The sequence below is a fragment of the Marinobacterium jannaschii DSM 6295 genome, from assembly GCF_000620085.1.
Taxonomy (GTDB): Bacteria; Pseudomonadota; Gammaproteobacteria; order Pseudomonadales; family Balneatricaceae; genus Pontibacterium; species Pontibacterium jannaschii.
Map to the genome: position 1 here is coordinate 24,699 of NZ_JHVJ01000025.1, position 17,055 is coordinate 41,753.

Below are 17,055 nucleotides of genomic sequence, written 5' to 3' on the forward strand. Positions count from 1 at the left end.
TTAACCGTCTACTTTCAGCACTGCCAGGAAGGCATCCTGTGGAATTTCCACACTGCCGACCTGCTTCATGCGTTTCTTACCTTCTTTCTGCTTCTGCAGCAGTTTCTTCTTACGACTGACGTCACCACCATAACACTTGGCCGTTACGTTTTTACGCAACGCCTTAACGGTGGTACGGGAGATAACCTTACCACCCAGTGCCGCCTGAATGGCCACGTCAAACATCTGGCGCGGAATCACTTCCTTCATCTTTTCACACAGCAGACGTCCCCGGTACATGGAGTTGTCTTTGTGCAGGATAACGGCAAGCGCATCGACCTTATCGCCGTTGATCAGGATATCCATGCGTACCAGTTTGGCAGCCTGGAACCGTACAAAGTTGTACTCCAGCGAGGCAAAACCACGGCTGACCGACTTCAGGCGGTCGAAGAAGTCCATCACCACTTCAGCCATCGGCAACTCCCAGGACACCTGGACCTGGTTACCGACAAACTGCATGTTTTTCTGTACGCCACGTTTCTCGACACAGAGACCGATCACCTGGCCCAGATATTCCTGAGGCACCAGGATATTCGCTTCGACGATCGGCTCACGCATTTCACGGATCGAACCCGGGTCCGGCAGTTTTGACGGACTGTCGATATGAATCGTGTCACCGGTATTCAGCTCGACCTCATAGACTACGGTCGGCGCCGTGGTGATCAGGTCGAGGTTGTATTCGCGCTCCAGACGTTCCTGAATGATCTCCATGTGCAGCATTCCGAGGAAACCACAGCGGAAACCGAAGCCCAGTGCATCCGAGGTTTCAGGCTCGAAGAACAGGGACGCATCGTTCAGCGTCAGCTTGTCCAGCGCTTCACGGAAATCTTCGTAGTCATCGGAACTGGTCGGGAACAGGCCAGCATAAACCTGGGGCTGAACCTTCTGGAAACCCGGCAATACATCAACATCAGGAGTCTTCAGATGGGTCAGGGTATCCCCCACCGGGGCACCGTGGATATCTTTGATACCGGCAACCACAAAGCCGACTTCCCCGGCCTTAAGAACGCCGGTTTCCTTGCGTTTAGGGGTGAAGATACCGACAGAATCGACACCGTGAGACTGACCGGTGGATTTCACCAGAATCTTGTCTTTCTTACGCAGGGTGCCCTGAGTCACACGGACCAGGGAGACAACGCCCAGGTAGTTATCAAACCAGGAGTCAATGATCAGTGCCTGCAGATCAGCGTCCACATCGCCTTCCGGCGGCGGGATATCGGCGATCAGTCGCTCCAGCACATCCTCGACACCCATGCCACTCTTGGCAGAACAGGCAACCGAATCCGTGGCATCGATACCGATCACCTCTTCAATCTCCACCCGCACGCGGTCAGGGTCTGCCTGAGGCAGGTCCATCTTGTTCAGTACCGGAACCACTTCCAGTCCCTGTTCCAGGGCGGTGTAACAGTTGGCTACAGACTGGGCTTCCACCCCCTGAGCAGCATCGACTACCAGCAGCGCACCTTCACAGGCCGCCAGCGAACGCGAGACTTCATAAGAGAAATCCACATGTCCCGGGGTGTCGATAAAGTTCAGCTGATAGGTCTTACCATCCGCTGCGGTGTAATCCAGCGTTACGCTCTGCGCCTTGATCGTAATCCCGCGCTCACGCTCCAGGTCCATAGAATCAAGAACCTGAGCGGCCATTTCACGCTCAGTCAGGCCACCACAAATCTGGATAAAGCGATCGGCCAGAGTGGACTTACCATGGTCAATATGGGCAATGATGGAAAAGTTACGAATGTGATCGAGTTTGCTCACGTAATCTACCGTTGTTGTTCAAAGACGCAGAAAGGCGGGAATTTTACCGTATTTACCGAATCGGAACCATCTTATGAACTACTGATGTGGATAAATCCCCGCCAGAACGAAGAAAGGGGCTGAGCCCCTTCCTGTTGTAGTCCTGTAATTCCCGGCTAAAAGCCGCCTAACCCTCGGCTTTCAGCGGAATAAACAGAGGACTTCCCCGCCGTACAATACGCATCGGTACTGAGCGACCATTCGGCAGTTCCCGCACCACCTGCTCAAAACGACGGGAAGAATCGATCCGCTGACCATTCAGCATCGTGATAACATCACCGACCATCAGTCCCGCATCGGCAGCCGGACCTTTCTTCACCTGCTGAACCACAACACCGCTGCTCAGATTCCACTTGGTACGGCGCTCTTCGTCCAGCTCGGTGACCACTACATTGAGGCGATTGTTATCGCTCTGCTTCGGTTTGGCCGGCGACTGCGCCAGGGCGTCCGTTGTCGGCAGCTCGCCGATTTTCACGCTCAGGCTGCGCTTACGTCCGTCGCGCATCACGCTCAGACGGGCACTCTTACCCGGTTTAACGCCGCCCACCAGATGTGGCAGGTCTGAGGACAGGTTCACGGCCTGACCATTAAACTGCAGGATCACGTCGCCCTCTTTCAGCCCACCTTTTTCCGCCGGGCTTTCCGGCAGTACCTTGGCAACCAGCGCGCCAGCGGGCTTATCCAGTCCAAACGACTCTGCCAGGTCTTTGTTCACATCCTGAATCACCACTCCCAGCCAGCCGCGGGTGACAAACCCCTTCTCCTTCAGCTGGTCGGCAACATTCATCGCGACATCAATCGGAATAGCGAAGGACAAACCCATAAAGCCACCCGAGCGGGTATAGATCTGGCTGTTGATACCCACTACTTCACCATCCAGATTAAACAGCGGCCCGCCGGAGTTACCCGGGTTGATCGCCACGTCGGTCTGGATAAAGGGCACGTAGGTCTCGCTACCCAAGGCACGCTTTTTCGCGCTGACGATACCGGCGGTCACCGTGGAATCAAACCCAAACGGCGAACCGATCGCCAGCACCCATTCGCCCACCTCCAGCCGGTCACTGTCACCCAGATCGACGGTTGGCAGGTCCTCGGCATCGACTTTAAGCAACGCCACATCAGAACGCTTGTCGGAACCGATCACCCTGGCCTCGAGTTCACGCCGGTCAGTGAGACGAACGATCACACGCTCAGCACCGTCCACCACATGGTGATTGGTCAGCACATAACCATCACTGGAGATAATGAAGCCTGAACCTAACGACTGCGGCATGCGTTTTGGCTGATCCCTGTCCATATCAGGCATCCGGAAAAAATGCCGGAAGATTTCCGGGATCTCCTCGCCATTAGGCCCCTGGAACGGCGTCATACCAAAAGCATTATTGCCTTCCTTATCTTTCTGTACCGTACTGATATTAACAACGGCAGGAGAGGCGTCCTTTACCAACTGCTTAAAGTCAGGCAGTGATGCGGCCTGCAGCAGTGGAGTCAGTAACACTAGAATAAAAAACAGAGAGATGCGTTTTGCATTTTGCATGGTCGAAACAACCTCCAGCCCCTGGATAGGTTTCAATCAAATGTGGTTTTACACAACCCGGAGTAATACGGGAAGATAACTACAGGAACGGGCGAGTCGCCGGCTGAGCAGGCGTACCAGCAGGAATCCGCCTCCCAGTCCTGCTGCAGATCCCAGAATCACGACCGGCTCACCCAGACCAAGGCTATCCAGCACCAGTGCGACCAGAATCAGCATCAGCAGAGGCAGTGTATAGAGCAGCAGCGAAGCTTTCATAAAGCTGCCTTCGCTGACACCTATAACAACACTGTCATCCTGCTGTACCTGATGGCCATCCGGGTTATCCACCCGGACAACAAAGCGCTTACCCTGCCCGACGGATGCGAGCAGTTTCTGGCCGCAACTGTTTCGGGCACTGCAGGAGGAGCAGGCACTCTGACGTACCGTCTCCACCCAGATTTCATCGCCGCTGACCTCAATAACGCGGCCGGACTCTTCCAGCATGAGCTCAGTTAATCCCCGTTACAGACGCTGCTATGCGCTCAGCAATCATCATTGGAACATCACCAACAACTGTCACGAAGTGATCGCCGACCCGTTTACCCACCGCGACTATTTGATCGGACTGCGCAGCACCTTCCGGCATACTCTGGCGACCATAGTCTTCGACACAGACCGACACGGCATAACGGCCATCGGAATAGACCATCACCTCGGCCTGAGGCATGACTTCATGGCGCACCGGGCTGAAGCCCTTGGGCATCCAGGCGGTCTGCCACTCCGGTTCAGACTGTCCCAGCATATGCTGGTGCTGTGCAATATAACGATTCAGCCCCTGCGACAGGCGGATAATCTCAGGCTCAGCACCCAATGGTGCAGATATTGATGCCTGTCCGTAACGGGCCCGCATGACATCACTGGAGGCCGCCGCTCCCGGCAGCACATAATCCGGGCGATTGTCAGCCAGCTGTGCTGGTGCGGTTGCCTGAAAGTTCTGTACTCCGAGGATCACCATCGCAGTCACGGAGGCCGCTACAGCCATACTGGACAGTGGTTTCCAAAAACTGTAACGCTCTTTCACTTCTGTTGCTGCCGCCGGAGCCGGGCTTTCAGTATTCCAGCCAGCCGGTTTAGCTTCAGTTGCTTCATCATCCAGTGCGGTCATGACGGCGGCACTGATGTCCAGTCCAGCGCCACTGGTATCTTCACGGCGCAAAGCAGAGCTTGCTACCTGGTATCGACGCCATTTCTGCGCCAGTTCCGGATCTTCCGCTACTCGGTCCAGTGTGCGCCTGAACTCAAAATCATTTACCTCACCGTCCATCAGCGCCGACAAGGACTCAACGGATTGATCAGACATAACCCTACCTCAACTTTCCCAGTCATCCCCCAAACACAATTTAACTTGCCAGCAACGGCATGATCTCTTTATCGATCGCCTCGCGGGCCCTGAAGATACGCGATCTTACAGTCCCCACCGGGCAATCCATCACATGTGCAATGTCTTCATAGCTGAGCCCCTCAAACTCACGCAGTGTCAACGCAACACGAAGATCTTCCGGTAACCGGTCAAGTGCCTTTTTCACCACAGCTTCCAACTCGTCCCTGTACAACTGATTTTCAGGGTTTTCAATCTCCTTCAAATCATTATCTCCCTCGAAGTGGTGCGCATCATCCACATCCACATCGACATCCGGTGGCCGCCGTCCGCGGGCAACCAGATGATTCTTAGCGGTATTAATCGCAATACGATACAACCAGGTATAAAACGCACTTTCCCCACGAAAGTTTGGCAATGCGCGATAGGCTTTAATGAACGCCTCCTGCGCAACATCCAGCGCCTCATGATGGTCATACACATATCGTCCGATCAGCCCGATAATTTTGTGTTGATACTTCTTAACCAGCAGGTCAAATGCCCTCTTATCTCCGGCCTGAACCCTGGCTACCAGTTGCTGGTCTATAGAAGCCTGACTCTCGTTAGACACTCTGTTTCCTTAATATGATCCGTGGAAGGTGACGACGTAATCCGGACAGACTACAGTCCACAAAAAGTATCACTTCAGCCGCTACGTCATTTCAACCTCTTTTCAGAGCATTTAAGAACTACAGGCTATGAGCCTGCTGTTGCAGATAAGTTCCAAAAAGAAACTAAAAATCACCCTGATATGACACTGTGGTTAAAAACGGTTTCAGGCATAATACTCAAAATTCGTCATCGGTGACCTTATAGAGTTCCGGATTGCATTTTTAGAGGACTGTTTCTGAGCATGGCCAAATCCCATCAGTATGACGTGCTTATCATCGGCAGCGGCGCTGCCGGCCTGACACTGGCACTTAATCTGGATAGAAATACCCGGGTAGCTGTCCTGAGCAAGGGACAGATGAAAGACGGCTCCACCTGGCTGGCTCAGGGAGGTATTGCTGCCGTACTGGATGACAGTGATACCGAACAGGCGCATGTCGAAGATACGCTGAATGCCGGCGTGTATCTCAGCCATGAAGATGCAGTGCGTTTCACAGTCGAGCACGGTCGTGAAAGCATCGACTGGCTGATCGATCAGGGCGTGCCATTCACCCGTGAAGCCGACGACAGCGACTACCACCTGACCAAGGAAGGCGGCCACTCTCACCGGCGCATTATCCATGCAGCCGATGCAACCGGAAAGGCCGTACTGAGAACCCTGATTCAGCGTGCCGAAGAAGCCGGCAATATTGACCTGTTCGAGCACTATGTCGCCGTCGATCTGATCACCCGCAGTAAACTGCGACTGGCAGATAACTGCTGCGTCGGTGCCTATGCGCTGAATATTAAAAGCGGTCACGTAGAAGCTTTTAAGGCCCCGCAGGTTGTACTGGCCACCGGGGGGGCTTCTAAAGTCTACCTCTATACCAGCAACCCCGACGGTGCCAGTGGCGACGGGATTGCAATGGCCTGGCGTGCGGGCTGCCGGGTCGCGAACCTGGAGTTCAACCAGTTTCACCCGACCTGCCTCTATCATCCCCAGGCGAAATCGTTTCTGGTCACAGAAGCGGTGCGCGGCGAAGGCGGCAAGCTATTGCTGCCCGACGGCAGTCGCTTTATGGATCGATTTGACCCGCGCGGTGAACTGGCTCCCCGCGACATCGTGGCACGGGCCATCGACCACGAAATGAAACGGCTGGGGGCCGATTGCCTGTTCCTGGATATCTCCCATAAGCCGGAAGAGTTTATCAGGAACCACTTTCCGACCATCTATAAGCGCTGCATGAAGTACGGTATCGATATAACCCGCGAGCCTATCCCGGTGGTTCCGGCTGCCCACTACACCTGTGGCGGCGTAATCACCGATGACCTGGCGCGGACCGATGTCAAAGGCCTCTATGCCATCGGCGAAACTGCCTTTACCGGACTGCACGGCGCAAACCGGCTGGCCAGCAACTCGCTGCTGGAATGTGTTGTCTACGCCCGCTCGGCTGCCAGCCATATCCAGCAACAGCTGCAGAATAAAATCGAGTTGCCTGAGATCCCCTGCTGGGACGAATCACAGGTCACCGACTCTGACGAAGACGTGATCATCTCTCATAACTGGGGTGAGTTACGACAGTTTATGTGGGATTACGTCGGCATTGTCCGCACCAGCAAACGACTACAGCGGGCCAAGCATCGCATTGAGCTGTTACAGCAGGAAATTTCCGAGTACTACAGCAACTACAAAATCAGCTGCGACCTGCTGGAGCTGCGAAATCTGGCGGTGGTTGCCGACCTGATCGTGCGATCAGCGATGCTCCGACAGGAAAGCCGTGGCCTGCACTACACGCTGGATTTCCCCGATGCAGGTCCTGAAGCGCTGGATACTATCCTGACCCCGGTAAACTTCCAGTGGCAGAATCATCAGGCGGGGCCAGATAGTCGCCGAAGCTAGCCAGCACCCGAAGGCGGCGGAAGCTGTTGGCGTCCGTCGCATCCCTCATCACCACCAGCGACTGGATGAAATAGCGCTGTTTCATACGTAGACGCAGTACCACCACCCAGGGTAATGCCACTGCAGTTTCGATCTGCTCCACCTGCAGCCAGCCGCTATCACGCAAAAACAGAAACATCTGTTTCCGGTTTGCATCCCAGCGTACCGCAAGCACAGCATCGGCATAGCTCAGCCGGCAACGATTGAGCTGCCACAACAGCGAAAGCAGAGACAGGGTCAGTAGTAGGCAGAAGTATTCGACGCTCAGGTCGCTCAGAAACAGAGCGATAAGCGCCAACAGGTGACAGACCGCCACGATTCCCTTAAGGAGCCGGGACGGCCGGATTCCGGTTTCAAGCGGGCTGAACACGGTCCAGAATAATCCGCACCATCCGCTTCAGATCCGGATCTGCAGGCTCTTCACGCTGCATAAACCAGACAAACAGATCCTGGTCTTCACATTCCAGCAACTTAACAAATCGGTCCTGATCCTCTTTCTCCAGATCACGAAACGCCTCGTTAACAAAGGGCACAAACAACACGTCCAGCTCCAGCATGCCACGGCGGCTCTGCCAGGCAAGGCGGCGAATATCTTCTTCGGTATACATCAACACACTACCTAAACTCGGTTAGATGATGGAAGAGGCTGTTCTAACAGCTTCAAATCAGGCTGAAAAGCCTTTTAACAGGATCTACGACTAAGGAACCTGCACAGTTTACCAGAATATTCAGCTCATTCAGTCTCCTTCCCTTGACGCCTCGACCCGGATATCTCCGTCAGGTTCAGGCTGTACCGTCAGAACCATAGGCGCGCAGCATACCGGACAATCCTCGACATACTGCTGCCCCAGATCACAGCAATCGATCAGCAGGGAGATCCCTTCGCCACACGCGGGACAGCTGATTTCCACTTCTTCAAGAGTATTCATAGCGCCTCCGGATATCGCCTGATCATAGAGTAAAGCGCCTGCCCAAAAATTGATTAATATCGAAAATTGAGAATTTTTCCTATATCAATATTTTCAGGAAAAACCATAATAAGTCTCGTGGATCTCCTGTTCATGGAATGAATACTCAGGACGGCCAAGACACGCGGAATGGAGAGAAGGAACTCGGGCAGGATGCCCAACAGGGATTAACCGCAGGGAAAATGGATGCCAATGAAGAGGGTGCTACCAGGACGGTACAGCGCCCTCTTTGCTTTTTACCCCCCTCTTTCAGCCCGCGCTGACTGATCATATTTTATACTACACCTCAATATCTCTGGCCCTTATTCCCGGCTGAAAGGGAAAATTAAGAATTTTTCTTATATCTAATCTCAGATATCCGGCCATAATAAGTCACGTGGATCTCCTGTTCATGGAACGAATACCGAGGACGGCCTTGATAAGCGGAAAGGAGAGAGGGAACTCGGCAGGACGCCAAACAGGGATTAGCCGCACGGAATACGGATGCCAATAAAGGGGGTGCTGTCAGGATGACGGCACCCTTTTTTCTTGCCTGTTTAATGGCATTTGATCTGGATCAACTGAGATCACCCAGCTGGGCCGCAGCCATAAAATTAAGAATTTTTCCTATATACGAAAAATCCTCAGCATCCATAATGACACACGTGGATCTCCTGTTCATGGAACGAATAGACACAGGATGGCCTGGACACGCGGAACGGAGAAAAGGATATCGGGCAGGATGCCCAACAGGGATTAGCCGCAGGGAAAATGGAAGCCATATCGAGAGGATGTCTTAACGGAAAAAGACGTCCTCTTTTTGTATCTGCACCTCAGCACCAGGCCTCAACCGGGCCTTGATAGCGACATACACTCCACTTAGCCGCAGCCGCGATTCGCAGCAACCAAGCGGTACAACAGCATTACAGCATCTCAAGCCTGGCCCGCAGGCCCAGTTCGCTACTGTATCCCATATTCCGGCTGACAATCCGGCTGTCGTCCCCTATCAGATAATAAGTGGGGTAAGCTTTGATATGCCAGCGCTTCGCCAGCCCCGCATCGCCCATCAAGACCGGAAATGACAGCTTTTGCCCATCAATAAAGGCCAGAACCTCTGCACGGCTGCTGTAGTCGAGAGCGACCAGTCTGATTTCCAGTTCGGGATTGTCTTTCTGAAGCGATTGCAGGTTACCGATGCTGAGTTTACAGACGCTGCACCAGGGCGCGAAGAAGTAGACCAGTACAGGCTGACCAGGCGGCACCAGCTCCGCAACCTGCTGATCGAGTGTGACCAGGCGCTCCGGCCCAACCCGATCACCACTCTCCAGCAGGTCACGTGAACGCCACTGATCGATCGCTATAAACAGCGCAATCACGACGATTAATTCCAGCCCCCAGCGTTGCCAGCGTCTCATTGATACTCCTCAGCCAGGACAGGGCCCGGTACGGGCCCTGAATCCTGCAACTATAGTATCTTGCAGCGAGGCACTGAAATAGAGGTACCGACAGGTAGCGCGGTATCAGCGACTTTCAGACTGCGGGATTTCGGTTTCAACAGCGCAGGGATCCTGGCCCCAGATTCCCTGCGCCAACCCTTCCGCCGTTTCCCGGCACCCGGCCGCTATCCAGGCGGCCAGCACCGAGGCCACATCCGGCCAGCGCTGCGCTGTGGGTTCAGGCATCTCCAGCCACTGCTTCAGGCAGTCGGCACTGTACTCCGGCATCACGGTACCGCGGCCCAGAAACTCCAGGCAGCGGGCATTGGAGAACTGTTCCGTCTGATTTTTAAGCGGTGTGGAAAGGATTTTCTTACCGTACTGCATCGCCTCACTGCAGAGGCCAAACCCGCTATTTGTTATAACGCCGCTGCAACTGGCCAGGTCACGCTGAAAGCCTTCACGACTGAACGGACGGAAATGCAGATGACCTTCATCAATGGGGCTTTCTATCCCCGCATAGATGTAAAAGCGATTGCTTTGAAACGGCTGAAGCCGCTCTCGCAGCAGCTCCAGTGTGTCAGTGGGCAGGTAAACCAGTACTTTATCGTTCTGGTATTCGGGCACAAACAACGGCGGCTGTATCAATGGCGGCAGAATCGCCTGATCAAAATGATGCCAGTGAACACCGATAGCCGTTTTGACCGGGGCAAATAACTGTATCAGCGCCGCCATCAGACGATGGCTGTGATTGCCCGGCAGACGATGCATCAGCGCATATTGATGGGCAATGCCGACACTGGGCACACCTCTGTGCTTTGCCGCCCAGGCGGTGACCGGCTCGAAATCGGTGATTACCAGATCATACCCACTCAGATTCAGCTTCATGGCATCGGCGATGCAGCGAGGCAGGTTGTTGCTGCGCAGAGTCTCCCACAGCTGCACTCGCCCGCCCTGCTGCACAAACGTCAGCCCCTGGCGGGTCTGATAGTGACCAAAGGGCTCCATATTGAACAGCTGATCCGGATTGCGTCCACTGAACAGGTAGTCGACTTCTATGCCCTGCGCCGCCAGTGCCGGCGCCATCACCCGCGCACGGGTGATATGGCCGTTCCCTGTCGCCTGTACGCCGTACAAGATCCGCATCAGATCACTCCGTAAAGATTCAGCGCGACGGTCGCACTGGCAAGCCCCAACACCGCCCCGGCAACGATATCAGTCGGGTAATGAACCCCCAGCATCACCCGGGCCGATCCGATCATTGCCGCCAGTCCGAAACTGAGATAGCTCAGAGACGGATAGAAGTGACTGATCAGGGTAGCAAACACGAAGGCGGCTGCGGCATGACCCGAGGGAAAGCTGAACTTGTCGGAAGGCACGATAAAAGCATCAAAGTGATCGAAACGATCACAGGGCCGGTCCCGCTTGATCAGGTTTTTCAAAACCAGATAGAGCGGCAGTTCGATAGCGAAGGCCGTCAGGCCGGTCAGGAAAAACCTCTGACCATCCTCGGCTTCGAAAAGTGCCAGGGAGATTCCCAGTAGAAGATAGAAGCCACCGTCTCCAAAGCGAGACATCAAGCGGCTCCAGGAAGAAAGCGATGTGCGTGTAGAGTACCCCAGGCACAGGTTAAAGGCGTAGGTATCCAAGCGTGTAATTTTCTGCTGCAGTACGTTCATCCCGGCCACCCTTTTCAGGCAGATTGACTACCTGTAATGGTGTTTTTTTTACGTGACAGGCGGGTGAACCGGCTCTTAAGCTTTAATTACAATCTGCGAACGCGCTCTGCAACCACTGGTCTGCAATATCCACCATACACTCTGGCCGCAGCCAGGGCGTCATATGACCCGCCCGGGGAATCGACATCAGTTTAAACGGATGCCGCAGCGAGGCCACTAAGCGCTGGCTGTAGCTGAACGGCAATACCTCGTCCCTGCCACCGTGCAATATTGCCGCCTGAAATCCAAGCGACGTTGTCACCACCTGACTGTGGTAGGTGAATACGCTCGACAATGTACTGAGCGGGTAATCAAATACGATCAGCGGATCGCGATTAATCTCATCCCCCGCCGGGTGGCCGCTCAGCAAGCGATCAAAATCAACCAGGGTTCTTAACGGTACTTTCAGCCCCGGAAAGAACAACGAGCCCGACCAGGTCCAGCTCCACCCCATCTGATGGATCAGGTCGGGAGGAATATCGGGTAATAGAAGAGTACCGCAAAGCAGTACTTTCAGGCGCGCATCGTTCTCGGCAGCAGCCAGCGCCTGTGTCGCGCCAATCGAAAAGCCAAATATTCCGAAAGGCCCCTGATAACGAGGCTCCAGGCGATCGATGACCGCTGATACAGCCGCCTGAACAGATTCGATAGTGTAGTAACCGCGGGGACCGCCAGAGTAGCCATGTCCGGGTGGATCAATCGCCACCAGATTAAAGCCTCGCTGGCTCAGTCGCGCCAACAACTCCGCGTATAGCTCACTGTAAGTTCCAATCCCCGGCAGAAACAGCAGCGTCGGAGCATCATCATCAAAGTGATAGAGTTCACAGTGGATGCTGTCCTCCATTACAGTCATACACTGGCGTTGCTGCAGATAAGTCTCGATACCGAGCTTCTTACGCAAGCGTTGCCGCTGCTCCGGTTCTGCGTTAATTCGTCCTGATAACGCCTGATTCATTGTGCTACCTTTGGCAGTGGCTACAGAAAACGGTTGAGCGTTGCCCCAGCCGGATTTCTTTAAGAGGCTCCAAGCATTGCACACATGGCGCGCGCCCGCGACCGTAAACCTGCAACTTTTGCGCAAAATAGCCGGGTTTACCATCTCCGCCGACAAAATCCTTCAGCGTGGTCCCGCCCTGCTCTATCGCAGCCGCAAGTACCCGCTTAATCTCTTCGACCAGGATGCTCAGGCGCTCCAGCGAGATATTGCCGGCACGTCGCTTAGGATGAATCCCTGCGGCGAACAGAGCTTCATTGGCATAGATATTTCCCACTCCCACAACCACCTTGCTATCCATTACCAGCTGCTTGATTGCCGTCCGGCGTCCTTCACAGCAGGCTTTCAGATAGGTGGCATTGAAGTCGTCAGTCAGGGGTTCCGGTCCCAGATGACTTAACAGCGCATGCTGCTCACCAGCAGGTTGCCAGAGCACGGCGCCAAAGCGACGGGGATCTGTCAGACGCAATGCCCGCCCGTCATTCAGACAGATATCGAGGTGGTCGTGCTTGCCCGGCTCTTTGAGCTGATCGACGATACGCAGGCTGCCGGACATACCCAGATGAATCATCAGATCGCCGCCCGCCACGCTCAGCAGCAGATACTTGCCCCGACGACTGACCGCCGCAACCGCACAACCGGGAAGAATCTCCCCCAGCTCCAACGGAACCGGCCAGCGTAAGCGCGGCTGCCGCACCTTCAAGCGGGTGATTGTGCGATTTACAACATGAGGCTCAATACCCCGCCGGGTGGTTTCTACTTCAGGTAACTCAGGCATTGTCAGTCTTCAGAGCAAAGATAATGGCGAACGATAGTGACTATAGTACCGCAATTACCGGTCAGCAGATCACCACGCTAGTGCCGTCGTGGTCGCAGCACCATATATACACCGGCGACGGTGATGGCTACCCCCAGCAACGCCTGCAGGCTGAACGTTTCATCGAACAGCAACCAGGCCTCAATCGCCGTGGCCGGTGGCACCAGATAGAAGTAGGCCGCCACCCGGGATGACTCTCCTTCGCGAATCATATAGAGCAGCAACAGTATTGCCGCCACAGAGAGACCGAATACCAACCAGGCCAGGGAAAGGATCAGCGGCACCTGCCAGTCTACATCACCAGTTTCAAACCCGTAGCTGACAAGCCCCATCACCACCGCCGTCGACAGATACTGGTAGAAAGAGCCGGTGAGGAGGTCACTGCCGGCACCAAAACGTTTCTGGTACAGCGTGCCGATTGAGATAGCAAACAACGCCACCATCGCGGCGGAAAAAGCATAGCCATTAAACTCAAACAGCCCCAGCTTGCCATTGCCGTGCAACACCGCCACCACCCCCACAATCCCCAGCAGCATGCCGAACCACTGCAGTGACCGCAGCCGCTCAGAGAATGCCCTCCAGGCGATCAGCGCTGTCAGCAATGGCTGCAGCCCAACCAGCAGGGCGGCTATCCCGGCAGGCATATCAAGCTTGATGGCGGCAAACACGCCGCCAAGATAGCCGGCATGCACCAGCAGCCCCACGACCATCTGATGCATCGCCTGGGCAGGCGAAAGCGAGCGCGCCCGAAAGATTCTGATCAGCAGCGCAAACACGGCCAGATTGGCGAGCATCCGGATAAATAGCAGGTTAAATGGCTCGATATAGGGCAACGCATATTTAGCCCCGATAAAGCCGGTACTCCACAACAACACAAATATAAAAGGTACCAGCGCCACCAGCCGGGATTGAGTCACCACCATAGCCATCTCCTGAGTCAGGTTTAAAACCTGAAAGACTGATTCACAGAAGCTCTAGGCTAGGACGAAACATAATGCCTAAAAAGATACAAAACCGGGGTAAAAAACAGGGTACAGAAAGTTTTACTTTGACCAAAATGGTGAAAAAACACTAGCCTGTACCCATGAAGAAATATCAGCAGCTCGCCCAGTCGATCCAGCAACAGATAGAGAAACAGCAGCTCAGGCCTGGAGACGCCCTGCCTTCCATCCGCCTGCTCAGCGAATCCCGCCAGGTTAGCCGAAATACGGCAATCCGTGCCTATAACCTGCTGGAGGACCTGGGACTGATTGAGCCGCGCCTGCGCCGGGGCTACTTTGTCCGTCGCCGCATAACGAACGGAAGCAATCTGAAGCCGCGCAGCGTCAAGCTCGGCTCTCTGCCTCTGAGAATTATCCACGATGCCAGCCTGCCTGAGCTGATCCCCCTGGGCAGTGCAAACCCGGCCGGCAGCTTTCCTGCCCGGGCCCGCTTCTATAATGAGCTGGCCAGGCAGGCCCGGCGGGAAGCAGCCCGCAGCTGTCGCCTCAGCCCCTATATCGCGACGCCGGGCGATGCAGGGTTGCGGCAACAGCTGGCACGACGCTATAGCGATTACATGAAACTTGAGGCCGATGACGTGATCGTTACCAGCGGTGCCCAGGAAGCGGTCAGCCTGGCTCTGCGAGCGGTCGCTCAGCCCGGTGATACCGTCATCGTCGAATCGCCCAGTTTCTATGGCACCCTGCAGTGCATCGAAGCGCTGGGCCTCAAGGCACTGGAGATCCCTTCAGACCCGGGCAGCGGGATCAGCCTGCCGCTGCTGCAACAGGCATTGGAGAGCTGGCCGGTCAGCGCCATCATGCTTAATCCCGGCTTTAATAATCCACTCGGCTTCTGCATGCCGGAAGAGAACAGGCGTAAGTTGCTGGAGATCACCGCCACCTACGACCTGCCGGTGATTGAAGATGATGTTTTCGGCGACCTGCAACATCAGGGAACCCGGGTCCTTCCCATCAAAGCCTTTGACTCGGATGGACGGGTGATACTCTGCAGCTCGCTTTCAAAAACACTGGATGCAGCCACCAGGCTGGGATGGACATTACCGGGGCGCTATTACGAGAAGATCAACTACCTGAAGTATGTCACCAGCATGGCCTCCAACGGTACCGCGCAGTTGGCGGCCGCCGAATTTCTATCTGGCAGGCACTATGAAAGGCACCTGCGCTCAATACGCAGAACCTACCGCCAGAGGCGGGAGCTTATGTTAGAGCAACTGGACAAGTGCTGGCCCAGGGAGTCTGTGATTTATAGCGGAGAGGGAGGCTATTTATGCTGGATTCAGCTGCCTTATCACCTGGATGGCGAGGTACTGTTTCACCAAGCCCGCCAGGCGGGTATCAGCATAACGCCGGGAAGCCTGTTCTCCAGCAGCGGCCAGTACCAGAACTATATCCGGCTCAACTACGCGAGTTACGCGGAAGACGCGCTTTTTCCCGCGGCAGTTTCGACCCTGGCGGGGCTGATTTCGGGCTGAGCCCGGCAGTGGCCATCACGGATTGGCGCTCCCCGCCCCGCAGCCAGAATGCAGCCTGATAGACCAGGTACTGCCAGCGCGCAGGCCGCAGCAACGCCTGATCGATCAGGTGATGCACAGCCACAGCCACCAGCTGAGCCAGCAACAGCGACAGCACTACGAAGGCAACCGCAGCCAGCAGGCCGTCCCCCAGAAGCGGCGGTAGCAGTTTTGCGCAGACACCCAGCACGAAGAGGTGACTGAGGTACAGCGAATAGGAACAATCGCCAAGGTGCTGCACCAGACGACTCTCCGGCAACCTGAGGTTCAGTACCGACCAGAACAAGGCAGCTGCCGGGACACCCCAGCCAATGACTCTTGGCAGCTCATTGGGGATCAGCAGTAGTAATAATGAGACTCCCATCAGGGGCCACGCAAACATCTGGCCAGTCCGGACACCACTCAGATAGATCCAGGCGATTCCCATTCCCAGCAGGAACTCGAAAACAATGCTGTTACCCAGAAACCCGGCCCAGGCGTAGGATGCAGGCATCAGGTTTGCCAGCAGCCAGATCACACTCAGAGCCGCACTCATCCAGAGCCAGATCAGTTGGCGGGGCAACAGCAAGCCAATAGCGAACAGCAGATAAAAATAGACTTCGTAATGCAGTGACCAGCCCGGTATAAGTACCGGCCAGACCTGATTGGTAAATACCGGGTGGTAGGCAGGAATGAATAGCAAACTTTCAACCAGGGCCACCGGATCAAGTACCGCATTCTTAAAGGCATCAGGTAACAACCAAAGCGCGGCGGCCATGACCACAGTAAAGAACCAGTAAAGGGGCACAACCCGGCGGATGCGGTCTTTCAGGAATGTTACAGGCGAAGTCGGCCGGGATGTAACCAGCACCATAATAAAGCCGGAGATCACAAAGAACAGATCAACACCCTGCTCGCCGATATTCGGCAAATACAGATCATAGGCTGCAACCTGATTCGCGCTGTGGAAATAGACTACCAACAGAGCTGCAAAGGCCCTGAGAAACTGTATTCCCCCGATCCTTTTCTGAATCACAGACGACCCCCTATCCATACAGGGGACTTATCACTCCCTGTGCCGCTGCCACTCCTACCGTACTGCGCCTTATCCTTAGCACAGCATTCTGAAACCTCACACTGACAGTATATAGTTTCAATTAACAAATAAGTCACTAATTTTACTTATATTTTTTGAAACATCCGTTTTAAAAAATATCCAGACTTTAGCCTTAGTCCGTTTGCACCATGGCATACCCGGCACGCCACTCCCGCACTGATACTATCGGATAAGCGACCTCTTGCTAGCGCTGTGCGCACTGGCTCTTCAGATCCACACCGGGAAGCTTTAAC

At 54.9% G+C, this 17,055-nt stretch carries 17 protein-coding genes; 2 read left to right on the plus strand and 15 right to left on the minus strand.

Annotated elements, in window-relative coordinates; genetic code table 11:
- The 5 genes from lepA to rpoE form a co-directional block, all read right to left on the minus strand.
- Positions 1-1,800 (minus strand): translation elongation factor 4, encoded by a 1,800-nt coding sequence (lepA, locus tag Q354_RS0112610; protein ID WP_027857919.1) that lies wholly within the window; start codon positions 1,798-1,800, stop codon positions 1-3.
- 166 nt (positions 1,801-1,966) lie between these two features.
- Entirely contained in the window at positions 1,967-3,376 is a 1,410-nt protein-coding gene (locus tag Q354_RS0112615) for a DegQ family serine endoprotease (protein WP_027857920.1), read from the minus strand.
- A 48-nt stretch (positions 3,377-3,424) separates the two neighbouring features.
- Positions 3,425-3,859 carry a SoxR reducing system RseC family protein gene (locus Q354_RS0112620; protein WP_027857921.1) on the minus strand — a complete coding sequence of 145 codons (435 nt, stop codon included), beginning with the start codon at positions 3,857-3,859 and terminating at the stop codon, positions 3,425-3,427.
- 4 nt (positions 3,860-3,863) lie between these two features.
- Positions 3,864-4,715, minus strand: a complete 852-nt coding sequence (locus Q354_RS27420) for a MucB/RseB C-terminal domain-containing protein (RefSeq protein ID WP_051560099.1) — start codon at positions 4,713-4,715, stop codon at positions 3,864-3,866.
- Positions 4,716-4,755: 40 nt separating this feature from the next.
- Entirely contained in the window at positions 4,756-5,343 is a 588-nt protein-coding gene (gene rpoE, locus Q354_RS0112635) for an RNA polymerase sigma factor RpoE (RefSeq protein WP_027857923.1), read from the minus strand.
- A 282-nt stretch (positions 5,344-5,625) separates the two neighbouring features.
- On the opposite strand from rpoE, the gene nadB reads away from it, so the two are divergent.
- On the plus strand, positions 5,626-7,260 hold the full coding sequence (gene nadB / locus Q354_RS0112640; protein WP_027857924.1) for an L-aspartate oxidase: 1,635 nt from the start codon (positions 5,626-5,628) through the stop codon (positions 7,258-7,260).
- Here nadB and Q354_RS0112645 read toward each other — a convergent pair.
- The 9 genes from Q354_RS0112645 to Q354_RS0112685 form a co-directional block, all read right to left on the minus strand.
- Positions 7,193-7,669, minus strand: coding sequence for a protein YgfX (locus Q354_RS0112645; protein ID WP_027857925.1), 477 nt, complete (start codon positions 7,667-7,669; stop codon positions 7,193-7,195). The two genes, nadB and Q354_RS0112645, sit on opposite strands and share 68 nt — an antisense overlap.
- Positions 7,653-7,907 carry an FAD assembly factor SdhE gene (locus tag Q354_RS0112650; RefSeq protein ID WP_027857926.1) on the minus strand — a complete coding sequence of 85 codons (255 nt, stop codon included), beginning with the start codon at positions 7,905-7,907 and terminating at the stop codon, positions 7,653-7,655. Before Q354_RS0112650 ends, Q354_RS0112645 begins: the two co-directional genes overlap by 17 nt.
- A 129-nt stretch (positions 7,908-8,036) precedes the next feature.
- Positions 8,037-8,228: a CPXCG motif-containing cysteine-rich protein gene (locus Q354_RS0112655; RefSeq protein ID WP_027857927.1), complete on the minus strand. Its 192-nt coding sequence runs from the start codon at positions 8,226-8,228 to the stop codon at positions 8,037-8,039.
- A gap of 941 nt (positions 8,229-9,169) precedes the next feature.
- Positions 9,170-9,661: a TlpA family protein disulfide reductase gene (locus Q354_RS0112660; RefSeq protein WP_027857928.1), complete on the minus strand. Its 492-nt coding sequence runs from the start codon at positions 9,659-9,661 to the stop codon at positions 9,170-9,172.
- A 105-nt stretch (positions 9,662-9,766) separates the two neighbouring features.
- Positions 9,767-10,828 (minus strand): MJ1255/VC2487 family glycosyltransferase, encoded by a 1,062-nt coding sequence (locus tag Q354_RS0112665; RefSeq protein WP_027857929.1) that lies wholly within the window; start codon positions 10,826-10,828, stop codon positions 9,767-9,769.
- The gene (locus tag Q354_RS0112670; protein ID WP_245601040.1) at positions 10,828-11,259 is read right to left on the minus strand and encodes a phosphatase PAP2 family protein; all 432 of its coding nucleotides are present in this window, start codon (positions 11,257-11,259) and stop codon (positions 10,828-10,830) included. The genes Q354_RS0112665 and Q354_RS0112670 overlap by 1 nt, the downstream gene beginning before the upstream one ends.
- A gap of 184 nt (positions 11,260-11,443) precedes the next feature.
- The gene (locus tag Q354_RS0112675; RefSeq protein WP_027857931.1) at positions 11,444-12,355 is read right to left on the minus strand and encodes an alpha/beta hydrolase; all 912 of its coding nucleotides are present in this window, start codon (positions 12,353-12,355) and stop codon (positions 11,444-11,446) included.
- Between the two features lie 4 nt (positions 12,356-12,359).
- Positions 12,360-13,172 (minus strand): bifunctional DNA-formamidopyrimidine glycosylase/DNA-(apurinic or apyrimidinic site) lyase, encoded by an 813-nt coding sequence (gene mutM / locus Q354_RS0112680; protein ID WP_027857932.1) that lies wholly within the window; start codon positions 13,170-13,172, stop codon positions 12,360-12,362.
- A 77-nt stretch (positions 13,173-13,249) separates the two neighbouring features.
- A complete protein-coding gene (locus tag Q354_RS0112685; protein ID WP_027857933.1) occupies positions 13,250-14,134 on the minus strand; it encodes a DMT family transporter in 885 nt (294 codons plus the stop codon).
- Between the two features lie 161 nt (positions 14,135-14,295).
- Between Q354_RS0112685 and Q354_RS0112690 the strand changes: the two genes are divergently transcribed.
- Entirely contained in the window at positions 14,296-15,687 is a 1,392-nt protein-coding gene (locus Q354_RS0112690; RefSeq protein ID WP_027857934.1) for an aminotransferase-like domain-containing protein, read from the plus strand.
- Here Q354_RS0112690 and Q354_RS25635 read toward each other — a convergent pair.
- Complete coding sequence (locus Q354_RS25635) at positions 15,611-16,741, minus strand: acyltransferase family protein (protein WP_169828886.1); 1,131 nt, start codon at positions 16,739-16,741, stop codon at positions 15,611-15,613. The genes Q354_RS0112690 and Q354_RS25635 overlap by 77 nt on opposite strands.
- Between the last annotated feature and the right edge of the window lie 314 nt (positions 16,742-17,055).